The sequence below is a fragment of the Algibacter sp. TI.3.09 genome, assembly GCF_038154905.1.
Taxonomy (GTDB): domain Bacteria; phylum Bacteroidota; class Bacteroidia; order Flavobacteriales; family Flavobacteriaceae; genus Algibacter.
The window spans coordinates 709,274-724,094 of sequence record NZ_JBAKAN010000001.1; the positions used below are offsets into that span (position 1 = coordinate 709,274).

General features: G+C 35.2%; 17 protein-coding genes. 8 read left to right on the top strand and 9 right to left on the bottom strand.

Annotated features, from left to right (window positions below; translation table 11 throughout):
• Positions 1-30: 30 nt before the first annotated feature.
• The 3 genes from V6246_RS02670 to V6246_RS02680 form a co-directional block, all read right to left on the bottom strand.
• Complete coding sequence (locus V6246_RS02670) at positions 31-696, bottom strand: YggS family pyridoxal phosphate-dependent enzyme (RefSeq protein WP_341558841.1); 666 nt, start codon at positions 694-696, stop codon at positions 31-33.
• Between the two features lie 42 nt (positions 697-738).
• Complete coding sequence (locus V6246_RS02675; protein ID WP_341558842.1) at positions 739-1,626, bottom strand: 3-hydroxyacyl-CoA dehydrogenase family protein; 888 nt, start codon at positions 1,624-1,626, stop codon at positions 739-741.
• Positions 1,627-1,704: 78 nt separating this feature from the next.
• A complete protein-coding gene (locus tag V6246_RS02680) occupies positions 1,705-2,664 on the bottom strand; it encodes a Gfo/Idh/MocA family oxidoreductase (protein ID WP_042506507.1) in 960 nt (319 codons plus the stop codon).
• Between the two features lie 158 nt (positions 2,665-2,822).
• On the opposite strand from V6246_RS02680, the gene V6246_RS02685 reads away from it, so the two are divergent.
• On the top strand, positions 2,823-3,464 hold the full coding sequence (locus V6246_RS02685) for a protein-L-isoaspartate(D-aspartate) O-methyltransferase (protein ID WP_042494933.1): 642 nt from the start codon (positions 2,823-2,825) through the stop codon (positions 3,462-3,464).
• Between the two features lie 99 nt (positions 3,465-3,563).
• Here V6246_RS02685 and V6246_RS02690 read toward each other — a convergent pair whose 3' ends face one another.
• Positions 3,564-4,766 carry an aminotransferase class I/II-fold pyridoxal phosphate-dependent enzyme gene (locus V6246_RS02690; RefSeq protein ID WP_341558843.1) on the bottom strand — a complete coding sequence of 401 codons (1,203 nt, stop codon included), beginning with the start codon at positions 4,764-4,766 and terminating at the stop codon, positions 3,564-3,566.
• A gap of 159 nt (positions 4,767-4,925) precedes the next feature.
• On the opposite strand from V6246_RS02690, the gene V6246_RS02695 reads away from it, so the two are divergent.
• From V6246_RS02695 to V6246_RS02710, 4 genes are all read left to right on the top strand, one after another.
• A complete protein-coding gene (locus V6246_RS02695) occupies positions 4,926-5,384 on the top strand; it encodes an Lrp/AsnC family transcriptional regulator (RefSeq protein WP_341558844.1) in 459 nt (152 codons plus the stop codon).
• A gap of 142 nt (positions 5,385-5,526) precedes the next feature.
• Entirely contained in the window at positions 5,527-6,042 is a 516-nt protein-coding gene (locus V6246_RS02700) for a hypothetical protein (protein WP_341558845.1), read from the top strand.
• A gap of 12 nt (positions 6,043-6,054) precedes the next feature.
• Positions 6,055-6,759 (top strand): hypothetical protein, encoded by a 705-nt coding sequence (locus V6246_RS02705; protein ID WP_341558846.1) that lies wholly within the window; start codon positions 6,055-6,057, stop codon positions 6,757-6,759.
• Positions 6,735-7,535 (top strand): sensor histidine kinase, encoded by an 801-nt coding sequence (locus tag V6246_RS02710; protein ID WP_042506961.1) that lies wholly within the window; start codon positions 6,735-6,737, stop codon positions 7,533-7,535. Before V6246_RS02705 ends, V6246_RS02710 begins: the two co-directional genes overlap by 25 nt.
• 27 nt (positions 7,536-7,562) lie before the next feature.
• Here V6246_RS02710 and V6246_RS02715 read toward each other — a convergent pair whose 3' ends face one another.
• From V6246_RS02715 to V6246_RS02730, 4 genes are all read right to left on the bottom strand, one after another.
• Entirely contained in the window at positions 7,563-8,933 is a 1,371-nt protein-coding gene (locus V6246_RS02715; protein ID WP_445818989.1) for an aldehyde dehydrogenase, read from the bottom strand.
• Positions 8,934-9,002: 69 nt separating this feature from the next.
• A complete protein-coding gene (locus V6246_RS02720) occupies positions 9,003-9,704 on the bottom strand; it encodes an RluA family pseudouridine synthase (protein WP_341558848.1) in 702 nt (233 codons plus the stop codon).
• Between the two features lie 59 nt (positions 9,705-9,763).
• Complete coding sequence (gene panB / locus V6246_RS02725) at positions 9,764-10,582, bottom strand: 3-methyl-2-oxobutanoate hydroxymethyltransferase (RefSeq protein WP_042494940.1); 819 nt, start codon at positions 10,580-10,582, stop codon at positions 9,764-9,766.
• 188 nt (positions 10,583-10,770) lie between these two features.
• Positions 10,771-11,430 (bottom strand): endonuclease III domain-containing protein, encoded by a 660-nt coding sequence (locus V6246_RS02730; protein ID WP_042506973.1) that lies wholly within the window; start codon positions 11,428-11,430, stop codon positions 10,771-10,773.
• Between the two features lie 37 nt (positions 11,431-11,467).
• On the opposite strand from V6246_RS02730, the gene bcp reads away from it, so the two are divergent.
• Complete coding sequence (bcp, locus tag V6246_RS02735; protein WP_341558849.1) at positions 11,468-11,920, top strand: thioredoxin-dependent thiol peroxidase; 453 nt, start codon at positions 11,468-11,470, stop codon at positions 11,918-11,920.
• Positions 11,921-11,992: 72 nt separating this feature from the next.
• On the opposite strand, the gene V6246_RS02740 is transcribed toward bcp, so the two are convergent.
• Positions 11,993-13,456, bottom strand: a complete 1,464-nt coding sequence (locus V6246_RS02740; protein ID WP_304404731.1) for a TonB-dependent receptor — start codon at positions 13,454-13,456, stop codon at positions 11,993-11,995.
• Positions 13,457-13,548: 92 nt separating this feature from the next.
• Here V6246_RS02740 and V6246_RS02745 point away from each other — a divergent pair, with 92 nt between their 5' ends.
• Both V6246_RS02745 and V6246_RS02750 read left to right on the top strand, forming a co-directional pair.
• Positions 13,549-14,310: an MBL fold metallo-hydrolase gene (locus V6246_RS02745; protein ID WP_341558850.1), complete on the top strand. Its 762-nt coding sequence runs from the start codon at positions 13,549-13,551 to the stop codon at positions 14,308-14,310.
• 9 nt (positions 14,311-14,319) lie between these two features.
• Positions 14,320-14,820: a hydrolase gene (locus V6246_RS02750; RefSeq protein WP_341558851.1), complete on the top strand. Its 501-nt coding sequence runs from the start codon at positions 14,320-14,322 to the stop codon at positions 14,818-14,820.
• Position 14,821 lies beyond the last annotated feature (1 nt).

Here is a 14,821-nt window from a genome sequence, read left to right on the forward strand (position 1 = left end):
CCGTCTGTATACTGCGGGCCATCATGTGTATTAGTAATTCCTTAAACCAAATATACTACTTCCAACACGAACCATGGTACTTCCGCATTGAATTGCCAATTTATAATCACCACTCATTCCCATGGAAATGGTTGTAAAGGCGCTATTATTGGGGTTTATCGTTTTTAAATCATCAAAAGTAGATTTCAGTAATTTGAATTCGCTTTCAATTTGAGTTTCATCATCTGTAAAGGTCGCCATGCCCATAACACCTGTAATATTCACGTTTTTTAAAGCTAAAAAAGCTTCCGATTGTATAATATCGATAGCATCTTGAGGCGCTAAACCAAATTTAGAATCCTCCGAAGCTATTTTTATTTGTAACAAGCAATTAATAACTCTATCGTGTTTTAACGCTTGTTTGCTTATTTCTTCAAGTAATTTAAAATTATCAACACCATGAATTAAAGCTACAAAAGGCGCCATGTATTTCACTTTATTACGCTGTACATGCCCAATCATGTGCCATTGGATGTCTTTTGGCATGGCTTCATATTTGTCTGCCATATCCTGAATTTTATTTTCACCAAAAATGCGTTGTCCCGCATTGTAAGCTTCCATAATATCAGAAACTGGTTTGGTTTTAGAAACAGCAACAAGCGTTACGTGTTCTGGTAAAGTTGATTTTATATGAAGGAGATTGTCGTTAACACTCATTATATTATATATTTTGTTTGTTGTCTATTTTGTAAATAGTGCCTACAAAAATTGCTTTGAAACCTTTTCGGCTTTTCTGTTTTCCGAGTAATCGTAAAAACCTTCGCCCGATTTTACACCCAGTTTTCCTGCATTAACCATATTGACTAATAGTGGGCAAGGTGCGTATTTTGGGTTTTTAAAACCGTTGTACATCACGTTTAAAATAGAAAGACAAACATCTAGGCCAATAAAATCGGCTAATTGTAGCGGTCCCATAGGGTGCGCCATACCAAGTTTCATTACGGTGTCTATTTCATTTACGCCAGCAACGCCATTGTATAAGGTTTCTATAGATTCGTTTAGCATAGGCATTAAAATACGGTTTGCTACAAACCCAGGGTAATCGTTAACTTCTACAGGTGTCTTGCCAAGTTTAGCAGAAAGATCCATAATGGTTTTTGTAACCGCATCGCTGGTGTTGTAACCACGAATAATTTCAACTAAAGCCATAATAGGCACCGGATTCATAAAATGCATGCCAATTACGTTTTCTGGTTTCTGTGTTACGGCAGCAATTTGTGTAATAGAAATAGAAGAGGTGTTGGTTGCTAAAATACAGTTAGGCTCGCAAACATCACTCAATTGTTTAAAAATTTTCAGTTTTAAATCGAGGTTTTCGGTTGCTGCTTCTACAATTAAATCGGTGTTTTTTACACCATCAGGTATTGCTGTATGCGTGGTAATGTTGGCAAGCGTATTGTTTTTATCGGTTTCGGTAATTTTTTCTTTAGTCACCATGCGATCTAAATTTTTCGCAATAGTATCCATGCCTTTTTTAAGGGCTGCTTCGTTAATATCGATAAGGTTTACGCTAAAACCACTTTGCGCAAAAGTATGCGCAATGCCATTTCCCATGGTGCCTGCGCCAATAACTGCTATGTTTTTCATTCTGGTAATTTTTTTTATTTCCGCGTAAGCGAAAACTTTAAACTATTTAGAATTTCTATTGCTTAAGCTACAGTTGTATTAAAAGCAATTAATAATTTGTGTTGCAACGCGCAAAGCTTCTGTGCCGTCGTGTAGGGTTACAACTGGTGTGGTGTTGGTGTTTATGGCGTGTGCAAAAGTTTCCAATTCATCTAAAATAGAGTTATTATCGGCTACTTTTGGGTTATCAAAATAAATTTGTTTTTTAACGCCTTCAGCATTTTGTAATACCATATCGAAATCTCCAGGTACTTCTGGAGCATCTTTCATTTTAACCACTTCACATTTCTTTTCAAGAAAATCTACAGAAATATAAGCGTCTTTTTGGAAAAAACGCGCTTTACGCATTTTTTTAAGTGAAATTCTGCTTGCCGTAAGGTTGGCAACACAGCCGTTTTCGAACTCTAAACGTGCATTGGCAATATCTGGTGTGTCGCTAATTACAGAAACACCACTGGCAGAAATATGTTTTACTTTAGATTTTACAACGCTTAAAATAATATCGATATCGTGTATCATTAAATCTAAAACCACAGGCACATCGGTACCACGCGGGTTAAATTCTGCTAAACGATGCGTTTCAATAAACATCGGTGATTTTATATCGTCTTTTATGGCTAAATAAGCTGGGTTAAAACGCTCTACGTGCCCAACTTGGCCACGTAAATTATTTTCGGCTAAAAGTTCTCTAATATGTTCAGCCTCTTCAACGGTATTAGTAATTGGTTTTTCAATAAAAACATGCTTACCCTTTGCTATAGCTCGCTTTGCGCAATCGTAATGCGATAGGGTTGGGGTTACAATATCTACCATGTCTACAGCGTCGATTAAGGCGTCTATAGAACTAAAAAATTTGTATCCAAACTCGGCTTCTACAAGTTTTCCGTTGGCTTCATCGGCATCATAAAACCCGACAAGATTATATTTTTCTGATTGTTTAAGTAGTCTTAAATGAATTTTTCCAAGATGACCAGCACCAAGTACTCCAGCGTTTAGCATAATAATAGGTTTTCAACAAAAATAACATAATTAAAACGTCCTTTTGCTTAATTGGGCTTAAAATTTTCTTCGGATTATTGTTAAAAATAAATTCTTATAAAATTGTTTTACCCTTAGAAATCTTTGACTAATTTTAACCCTGTAAAACCTCCCAACCATTGAAAGACACTTTTAGACACCAAGGATTAAGACAACAACTCGTTAATGTATTAAAAAACAAAGGCATAACCAACAATGCGGTTTTGGCTGCTGTAGCTAAAATACCAAGGCATTTGTTTATGGATTCTAGTTTTTTAGATCATGCATATCAAGATAAAGCCTTTCCGATTGCTGCAGACCAAACCATATCACAACCTTATACGGTGGCGTTTCAAAGCGAGTTAATGCAAATAAAACCTGGGCATAAAGTTTTAGAAATTGGTACAGGTAGCGGATATCAAACCGCGGTTTTGTGCGAATTAGGAGCAAAAGTGTATAGTATAGAGCGTCAAAACGAGCTATTTAAAAAAACGAGCAAGTTTTTGCCTAAATTGGGTTACCGACCTAAAAAACTCATTTTTGGCGATGGTTATATTGGTTTAAAAACCGAAGCGCCTTTCGATAGTATTATTGTAACTGCTGGCGCGCCTTTTGTACCAAGACCATTGTTGAGTCAGTTAAAAATTGGCGGACGCTTAATTATTCCTGTGGGCGATGATGTTCAAATTATGACACTTTTTATTAGAAAAGGGCCCAAAGAATTTGAACAAGAAGAGTTTGGTGAGTTTAGATTTGTACCCTTGTTAGAAGATAAAAACTAAATCTATTTTTATTCACTCTAAAATATTGATATACTTTATTTTAATACAAAAGAGTAAACCATTAGTTTGATGCTAAGGTTTACTCTTTTTTGTTGAAAATTACTTTAAAATATCTAAGGAAATCATGCAGGATTTCATGGTTTGGAAACTGCGTTCAATATCATCATCTAAGCCTATAGAAAAACGGATTAAGCCTTCCGATAGGCTCATTTCTTTCTGTTCCTCTTCTGGTATTTCGGACGATGTTGAGCTTCCTGGAGCGCTAAAAAGCGTTTTATAAAATCCAAGACTTACCGCTAAATAACCTAAGTTTTTATTCTGCATAAGTTCCATAAGCGCATTTGCTTTTTCAGCAGAACCAACATCTAGTGTTAGCATACCGCCAAAACCATAAGCCGCGTTCATCATGCTTTTAAATAGCGTGTGCGATGGGTGTGAGGCTAAACCAGGATAAACGGTTTTTAAACCCAATTGCTCAAATCTTTCAGCTAAATACAGCGCGTTTTTACTGTGTTGCTGCATTCTAATATGTAATGTTCTTAGGTTTTTTAATACCGACGATGCGCGCAAACTATCCATGGTAGCGCCTATAAGCATAGAAGCTCCGCTGTTTACGTTTCTTAAATCGTTAATAAACTCTTGTGTACCACAGACCACGCCACCAACCGTATCGCTAGATCCGTTAATAAACTTGGTTAAACTGTGTATTACAACATCGGCACCTAAAATGGCAGGCGATATAGATAGTGGCGAAAACGTGTTATCTACCACTAATTTTAAATTATGCTTTTTAGCAAGAGCCGCTAAACCTTTAATATCGGCAACTTCTAGCAGCGGGTTGCTAACAGACTCGCAATACAATACTTTAGTTTTTTCGGTAATAGCAGCTTCTACAGCGTCTAGCTTAGTAATATCTACAAAACTAGTAGCGATGTTAAAACGCGGTGTAAAATTTTTAAGAAACGCATACGTGCCGCCGTAAATGGTTCTGCTCGATACTATATGGTCGCCGCTACCGCATAATTGTAGTAAAACCGGAGTAATAGCGCCCATGCCAGAAGCCGAAACATTTGCAGTTTCTGTGCCTTCCATAGCAGCTAAAGCTTCGCCTAAATATAAATTAGAAGGCGAGGAGTGGCGCGAATAGAGGTAGCAACCATCGGCATTACCTTCAAAGGTATCAAACATGGTTTTTGCTGATAGAAAGGTGTATGTAGACGAGTCGGAAATGGAAGGGTTAACACCTCCAAATTCTCCAAAATATTGTAAATCTTGAATGTTGTTTGCGGGTTTAAAAGCCATAGGTGGTTGTTTTATGTTTTACACAAAGTAGGCTTATATTAGATTGTAAAACAAGCGGATTCTATTTTATAGGAAAATAAATCTGTTTTAATTTAATTATTCGGAATATATTTCAGTACATTGTTGTTTAAACCTTATTTTTAAGAAATATTTTCGATTATGATTTTTGATACTACCGATAAAAAACTGCTAGAGTACCTGCAAACAGACAGTAAACAAACCAATAAGGCACTTGCTAATAAATTAAACCTATCGGTAACAGCGGTTTACGAGCGTATTAAAAAACTAGAAAAAGCGGGTTTTATATCGGGTTATATTGCTTTAGTAAGTAAAAGTAAAATTGAACGCGATTTTGTAGTGTTTTGCCACGTAAAACTCGTGCAGCACAGTCAAGATTATGTGGTAAAGTTTGAAAAAGAAGTGGCTAAGCTGCATGAAGTGCTAGAGTGTTACCATTTAAGTGGTGAGTACGACTATTTGCTTAAGGTTATCGTTAAAGATATGGTGGCCTTTAGAGCCTTTATGGTAGAGAAGTTAACTTCCATAAATCATATAGGAAGTACACATAGTATGTTTGTTATAAATGAAGTGAAATATACTACAGCGATTAATTTTTAGCCGAAAATTTTATTATTTAAGCTAATATTTAAGGTTTTTCATACGGAAAACTACTTTATTTTCTAATTGTGTTCAACTAATTTAAGATGGATAAATCTTTTTACTACATTAGCGGAAACCTAACCATTTTAACCAAACATTTATGAAGAATTTAGTGTGCATTATTTTAGGCTTTGTTATAGGAGCTGCATTAACTTATTATTTTTGTCCAAGGCCATTAGAAGGCGCTGTAGCAGAAATTGATAACCCAACCGGAACCATTACAATTCTAGAAGCGACAGAATTAAGTGCGAATTGGGAACAAAACAATCCAAAAGAAATAGACTCTACAATAGAGTTAGACGATAATTCTAAAAGAAAGCCCATGCGTTCTGTAATGTGGAGCTTAAAAAACATTGAAGATTATATCGCTTTCGCTGAAAAAGAATCGGATAGTGTAGGATATACCATGACGGGTTTACGCGTATATTTAGGTAATTACGGAAAAAACGGAAAACCTGGTAAGAAAAACAGAAACACCATGTTTATTGTGCCAACAGGTCATAAAAACACTGCTAAAGCAAGTAGTTTAAATATTTCGCTTAGAGGTGATAAGGATGAAGATATTCCGGTAGATCCATTGAATGAAGGTGGGACAGGAGAAAGGGGGTATCCTTGATAAGCACTTTGTATGGAAGAATTTTTATTAACGTATAAATTCCCAATAACAACTGGAGTTGAAGTTTTAGCAGCTGTTACAGGTTTGCTTTTTTTAAAAAAGTATAAACCTACAGTTGCTAAATTTTTTATATACTTTTTGGTGTATTTGACTTTGTGTGATTTTGCCTCTAATTACGTACGTTATATTAAAAATGATGGATTGTTTGGTTTTTTGCAAGGTACGGTGTTTGTTAAAAATTATTGGTGGGGTACGTTGTTTTGGAAAATAGGGGCTATTATGTTTTTTGCATTTTATTATCATAGAGTTTTGAAAACGGACGTTTTTAAAAAGATGGTAAAAATAGCTGCTTTTAGCTTTTTGTTGTTTTCAATAGGCTATATTGCTTTTAATTGGGACGATTATTTTATCATGTTATTTCCTGCTATTAGTGTTTTTGGGGCTTTTATTATTTTTTTATGTACGGTTTGCTATTTTATAGAGGTATTGAAGAGCGATAAAATACTCACCTTTTACAAATCGCTAAATTTCTATATTAGTTTTGCTATTTTTATTTGGTGGCTAATTATTACACCTTTGGTGTTTTACGATGTGTATATGAGCCGTTTAGATTGGAATTTTATCTTTTTAAGATGGCAGATTTATTTAATTGCCAATATTACTATGTATTTAACTTTTACCTTTGCTTTAATATGGTGCAAACCGGAGAACGACTAGCAAGTACTGCTTCCGAGAGATATTTATTAATTTATATGGTTGCCGTTTTGGTAATTATCACGGCTTTAGTGGTGGTATTTTTTGTAGTGTTTTTAAAGCGAAAAAACAAATTGCTCGAAGATCGTATAAAGCAGCAACAGGCTTTTGAGTCGGAAATTGCACGTGCGCAAACAGAAACGCAAGAGCAAACCTTAAAGAATATAGGTTGGGAGCTGCACGATAATGTTGGGCAGTTGTTGTCTTTTGCAAGTATGCAATTAAGTATTTTAAAAATGCAGGTCGATGCCGATGTGCGTGATAAATTTAAAGATACTACTGCTGCAATAAGTGAGAGTTTATCAGAGGTGCGAGCGCTTTCTAAAACTCTAAATAATGAGGTGATTTTAAATATTGGTTTCGAGAAATCGATTTCTAATGAGTTAAACCGACTTAATAAACTAAAGTTCGCTTCCGCGGAATTAAAAGTTATTGGAGACAAGATTGAGTTTGAAGATAGAAAGCACGAAATTATTATATTTAGAATTCTTCAGGAGTTTTTATCTAATACCGTGAAATATTCTCAAGCCGAGAACTTAAATGTTATTTTAGAATACACCGATAAAAATTTAAAAATCACAGCTAAAGATGATGGTGTAGGCTTTAATATGGATACCGTAGAGAAAGGTTCTGGCTTAATTAATATGCGTAGTCGTGCTAATTTAATTGGCGCCGCTTTTAGTTTAGAATCGCAACCTGAGCATGGTGTAACTTTAATTTTAAATTACCCGTTGCTGTAATATTTCTCGTTTTATTTTCTTTTAATTTTATGTGAAGTATTTAAAAAATAACTTCAACCATTTAAGTTTGCCCTGGTATGGCGCATAGCGCACCGGTGGATCTATCCAATTTTTACGATTTACAATGGATTTATGGTGCGAAAATGTATCGAAACCAAACTTACCATGGTAATTTCCCATGCCGCTAAAACCAACGCCTCCAAAGGGGAGTTTATCGTTTCCGAAATGCATAAGCGTATCGTTTATTACGCCGCCACCAAAACTAAATCTTTCAATTAAATCTTTGGAAAAGGCTTTATTGTTCGAGAATACGTAAAAGGCAAGTGGTTTTTCATATTGAGAAATTACAGATTCAATATCTTGTTCGGTTTCAAAAGTAAGTATCGGTAAAATAGGTCCAAAAATTTCTTCTTGCATTACAGGGCTATCCAAATCGGGATTATCTAGTAGTGTAGGTGCTATGTAGCACGTGGTTTCATCTATTTCTCCACCAAAACTAATGGTTTCTTGGTTTAGCATATTTGCCAAACGCTGGGTGTTTTTCTGATTTATAATTCTAGGAAAATCTTCCGAAGCTTTAATATCGTTGCCGTAAGCTTGTTTTATTTCTTCAATTAAAGCCTTTGTAAAATCCGTTTTTATCTGTTTTTTAACTAAAATATAATCTGGTGCAATACAGGTTTGTCCAGCATTTAAAAATTTGCCCCAAACCACGCGTTTGGCGGTAAGTTTCAAATCTACAGTATCATCTATAATACATGGTGATTTTCCGCCTAATTCTAAAGTAACTGGTGTAAGGTGTTTTGCGGCGGCCTGAGCTATAATTTTTCCAACGGAAACACTTCCTGTAAAGAAAATATAATCCCAACGTTGGTTTAGTAGGGCTGTGGCAACATCTACGCCGCCTTCTATGCTAGTTACTAATCCCTCAGAAAACACATTTTTTACTAGGTTAGAAATAAGTCTCGAAGTATTTTCGGTAAGTTCACTTGGTTTTAAAACTACAGTATTTCCTGCTGCAATGGCTAGTATTAGAGGTTCTAAAGCTAAAATAAACGGGTAATTCCAGGGTGAAATAATTAAAACGCTACCATAAGGTTCTTTATAAATAAAACTGCTTGCCGGAAATAGGAGCAGGCTACTAGATACGCGTTGTGGTTTTGCCCATTTTTTTAGATTTTTAATCACCAAATTTAATTGAGACATTACCATGCTGTATTCGCTTAGGTAAGTTTCAAATTCCGATTTTTTAAAGTCTAATTTTAGGGCGTTAAAAACCGCTTGCTCGTTAGCTTCTAATTCTTCTTTTAAAGCTTTTAATATTGAAATTCGAAACGCAACAGATTTTGTTTTTCCAGATTTAAAATACTCTTTTTGCTTGACGATAATTTCAGGAATAGCTTTCAAATGGCGAGAGGTTTTTAGTTGAAGTTAAAAGGTGTTTTTAAAAATGGTAACATTTTGATTTTAAACAGTGCACGCATCCCAAATTGGATCTTTAGGTAAAGGTGCTGTAACTTGAATAGGTTCTTTTTTTACAGGGTGAATAAAGCTTAAATGTCGCGCATGTAAATGGATGCTTGCGTCTTTATTACTTCTATCAAAACCGTATTTTAAGTCGCCTTTTATTTGGCAACCAATGGTTGATAATTGCGAGCGTATTTGATGATGTCGGCCTGTTTCTAAATTGATTTCTAACAGGATATAACGGTCTAATTTCTTTAGCGTTTTGTAATGAAGAATGGCTTTTTTGCTCTCATTCACTTCTTTATTATGCGCGTAAGATTTGTTATTTTTGGGGTTCTTTTTTAACCAATGTGTAAGCGTGTCTGCGTTTTTTGGTGGCGCATTTTTCACTACAGCCCAATAGGTTTTTTTAGCTTCCTTGTCGGCAAAAAGCTTGTTTAACCGCGGTAGGGCTTTACTGGTTTTAGAAAACACAATAATTCCCGTAGTTGGCCTATCTAACCTATGGACAACGCCTAAATAGACGTTGCCTGGTTTGTTATATTTTTGAGCAATATATTCCTTAACAACTTCGCTTAATGGTTTGTCGCCGGTTTTATCGCCTTGTACAATATCTCCGGCGCGTTTATTGACGATAATAATGTGATTATCTTCAAAAATGACCTGAAGGTTGTCTTTATTTGATAGTATTTTGCTAGACATTTATAAAATGCACGGGTTTATGCTTAATGTTTTAGATGAAATTTAAATGAAATAAACAATTAGTATTGTTCGCTTTCATTTGGGAAATCACTCGATTTTACATCTTCTACGTATTGAGATAGTGCGCCCGTCATGTCTTCATATAAATTTAAATAACGACGTAAAAATCTTGGGTGGAATTCGTGCGTCATACCAATCATATCGTGTAAAACTAAAACCTGACCATCAACACCGTTTCCTGCGCCAATACCTATAATAGGAATGTTTACGCTTTCGGCTACTTTTTTAGCTAAAGCTGCGGGTATTTTTTCTAATACAATAGCAAAACAGCCTACTTTTTCTAGCATTTTTGCATCTTCGATTAAATCTTCAGCTTCTTTTTCTTCTTTAGCTCTAACGGTGTAAGTTCCGAATTTATAGATAGATTGCGGTGTTAAGCCTAAGTGGCCCATTACTGGGATTCCTGCATTTAAAATACGCTTAATAGATTCTTTAATTTCACGACCACCTTCTAGTTTTACTGAATGTGCACCACTTTCTTTCATGATTCTAATTGCAGAACGTAGCGCTTCTTTTGGATCACTTTGGTAGCTTCCGAAAGGTAAATCTACTACAACAAGTGCGCGATGTACGGCGCGAATTACAGATGATGCATGGTAAATCATTTGGTCTAAAGTAATTGGTAGCGTGGTTTCGTGACCTGCCATTACATTACTTGCAGAATCGCCTACTAAAATTACGTCTACACCAGCGCCATCTACAATTTTGGCCATAGTGTAATCGTAAGCGGTTAGCATTGATATTTTTTCGCCATTGGCTTTCATGTCAATCAATGTTTTTACCGTAATTCTTTTGTATTCTTTTTTTGCTGTAGACATTATATTTTATGTTTTATTTTATTAATAGGATGTTTTGCGAAGGCGTATGCTTTTAAATTTTCAACAGAAATAATATATAGGAAACGCTTCGCTTTAGTGAATGCTGTTTAGTTTGGTGTTGGTTTGTAAAAATACTAAATAAGTTTTACGAAACTTAATGTTTACTTAAGTTCTTTAAAGGCGTAGCGCTAGGCTTTCTTTTTACTGTAATATTCGTTAAGAACCGACTGTCTGCCTATGGTTTTGGTGATAATATCTTTTTCTAAATCCCAACCTCGTGCTGGAGAATATTGGCGTCCGTACCAAATAATTTGTAAATGGAGGTCGTTCCAAAGTTCTTCTGGAAATAGACGTTTGGCATCTTTTTCGGTTTGTACTACGTTTTTTCCGTTGGTTAAATTCCAACGATACATCAATCTATGTATGTGTGTGTCTACAGGGAATGCCGGAATTCCAAAGGCTTGAGATAATACTACAGCAGCGGTTTTGTGGCCTACGGCTGGTAGTTCTTCTAAAGCTTCGTACGTTTTTGGGACTTCACCATTGTATTTGTCGATTAATATTTGCGATAAACCGTGAATACCTTTGCTTTTCATAGGTGATAGACCAACGGGTTTTATAATCTCGCGGATATCTTCTACGGTAAGTTTAACCATATCATAAGGGTTGTCGGCTTGCTCAAATAATAGAGGTGTAATTTTATTGACACGCACATCGGTACTTTGTGCAGACATTAACACGGCAATAAGTAGTGTGTACGGATCTTTATGGTCTAAAGGAATTGGTATTTCTGGGTAAAGTTTATAAAGTGTATTAATAACAAAGTTTACCTTTTCTTGTTTAGTCATAAATTGTACTTTTGTTTTAGAAACCAAAGTTAATACTATGAACACACTAAAACAAGGTGATGCCGTTCCTAATTTTTCGGCATTAGATGAACAAGGAAATACCATTTCGTTAAGCGATTATAAAGGGCAGAAGCTAGTCGTGTTTTTTTATCCAAAGGCAAGCACGCCAGGTTGTACGGTAGAAGCTTGTAATTTGAGAGATAATTATGAGGTTTTAAAAGAAAAAGGTTATGCTTTATTGGGTGTAAGTGCAGATTCTGCTAAACGCCAGTCTAATTTTAAAAATAAACACGAATTTCCATTTCCGCTATTAGCTGATGAGGATAAAACGGTAATTAACGCTTTTGGCGTTTGGGGGCCAAAAAAGTTTATGGGTCGCGTTTACGACGGTATCCATAGAATGACTTTTTTAATTGATGAAAATGGTGTTGTAGAGCGCGTAATTGAAAAAGTGAAAACAAAAGATCATTCAGCTCAAATTTTAGAGTAAACGCTAAAAGTAGAAATAAAAAAAACGGCTATATTGTTGAAGTATAGCCGTTTTTGCGTTTTATGTAAAGTATTACTTTCTTTTTCTGCTTAGTGTTAAAGGGCGTCTGGTGTAGCCAAATAAACGGTATTCTTTAATTAAATCTTCGGTGCCTTCTGGAACCATAGATTCCCAGCCTGGCTCTCCGTTTGCTATTTTATTTAAGATTTCTCTCGAGAAAATATTCATGATAGATTCATCGTAATCTTCAATATCAATAACTTTTCCGTTGTATTTAAAGAATTTGTAAAGCTCCTTCATTCGTGGATAAACTTTTAAGTTTTCACTTGTAATAAGTTCTCCCGTTGCAGGATCTTTCATTGGGTATAAGTAAACTTTTAAATCTTTAAAGAATAACTTTCCGAAGGCTTCTAAAATACCACCACTAATATGTCTGTAATATTTCTCGTCGAAAATATCTACCAAATTGCTAACGCCCATAGCAAGACCCATTCTTGCTTTGGTGTAGTTAGAGAAGTATTCTACAACCTTAAAGTATTCTTGGAAGTTAGATATCATAACCGATTGTCCAAGAGAACATAGTAAATCTGCACGATCTATAAAATCTTGTTCGTCAATTTCACCTTCTGCTCTTAAATTAGATAGGGTAATTTCGAAAACCACAACCGTTTTATCTTCATCTACCTTGTTTTCTTTAATGAACATTTCGTATGATTTCTCATACATAGCCATGTTCACTTTAGTTACCGGTCTAAAACTTCCACGTAGCGCTAAAATGTTTTTCTTGTAGAATATACGAGCAGGAAGTACGTTTGTACCATCTGGTCCGAACATTACCGCATCGGTCATGCCGTTCTTTACAAGTTGTAAGCTCATTAAACGGTTATCTATGTTTTTAAATACAGGTCCCGAAAAGTTAATGGTGTCTATTTCTATTTGGTCTTTATCTAGGTGATCGTATAGATAACGTAGTAATTTTTTAGGTTCGTTGTATTTGTAAAACGCGCCGTAAATTAAGTTGGTTCCTAGAACACCAAGCGTTTCTTGTTGTAAACGTGCATCGGTTTCTTTAAAACGGAGGTGTAAAATAATTTCGTTGTATTCGCCAGTGGCTTCAACTTGATATTTAATACCTACCCAACCATGACCTTTGAATTGCTTAGCAAAATCAATAGTCGCTACGGTGTTAGCGTATGTGAAAAATATTTTATTCGGATTTTTTTCACGAGTTAAACGATTTTCCATGAGGTCCATTTCATGGGTAAGCATTTTGCGTAAACGTGCTTCTGTTACGTAGCGTCCGTCGTCTTCAACACCATAAATGGCATCACTAAAATCCTTATCGTAAGCAGACATTGCTTTGGCTATAGTACCTGAGGCACCACCAGCTCTAAAAAAATGACGACAAGTTTCTTGTCCTGCGCCAATTTCTGCAAATGTTCCGTAAATGTTTTCGTTTAAGTTAATCCGAAGAGCTTTAGATTTTAACGAGGGAATATCATTAAACTCTTTATCGCCTTTAATGGTAATATCCATATATTATATAGGTTAGGTCCGTACTGACAAAGGTATTAAATAAGTATGCTAAACAAAAAAATAAGTTTATTTTTGTTTCAAAATTCACACTTTTGAAAATCACTTTTCTCGGCACAGGCACATCGCAAGGTATTCCAATAATAGGGAGTAAGCACCCGGTTTGTTTAAGTAACAATAAAAAAGACAAGCGTTTACGTGTTTCCGTTTTAGTAGAATGGGATGGGTTTACGTGCGTTGTAGATTGCGGGCCAGATTTTAGATATCAAATGCTACGTTCGGGTTGTGAAAAAATTGACGCTATTGTGTTTACGCACGAACATTCTGACCATGTAATGGGGTTTGATGATATTCGTCCGTTTTATTTTAGACAAGGCGATATTCCTATTTATGCGCATCAGCGGGTTTTAGATTCTCTAAAGCAACGTTTCGATTATGTGTTTAAAACAGAAAATCGATATCCTGGTGCGGCGGCTGTCACGGTAAACGAAATTGAAAATAAGCCTTTTAGTCTTGGAGGTTTAGAGGTTATGCCTGTAAATGGAACGCATGGTGGTTTGCAAGTTTTTGGATTTAGGTTTAAAGATTTTGCTTACCTCACCGATATGAAGCGTGTAGAAGTTGTTGAAATTGAAAAAATTAAAAACGTAAAGATTTTAGTGGTGAATACGTTGCGTATTGAACCGCATCACTCGCATTTTAACTTAGAGGAAGCTTTAGCTTTTATAGAAAAAGTAAATCCTGAAAAAGCATATTTAACGCATATTAGTCATTTATTAGGTTTTCACGACGAGGTTGAAAAAACGCTTCCTGAAAATGTGTTTTTGGCTTATGATGAATTAGAATTAAATTTATAAAATTACCCTATGACGAAAAAGATTTTCATGTATTTGTTTGTGTTTGCGATGTTACTTGTATTGTTTCAATACGTTAACGCGAAACGTGTTTTTGAGGATATGAATAATAAACTCGGTAAGCAAAAAGTACAAGTTGAAAAGTATAAAGATTCTGTTTTGGTTTTAAATACTGAAATTTCAAATCTGTCGTATTTCAATTTAGAACGTAATGAAGATGCTTTGAGCTATTTTGAGCGTGATGGATTTAATGTTGAAGAATTAATTCCGTTTATAAAAGATGAACTTTATGCTTTGAATGAAGTGAAGGGTGAACATCCGTTAATTCCTTATGCATCTAGCGAAGGGCGACGTATGTTAATTAATAAAGTAAAAATGCTAAACCATAAATGGATTATCGCCGATTTCTCGGATGGTGAATTCTGGGGTGAACTTTTTATAACGTATCGCGTTACTGAAGATAAAGAACTCAAGTTTAATTTAGTAGAGTCTTTTTTATATCCATTGCCATAGA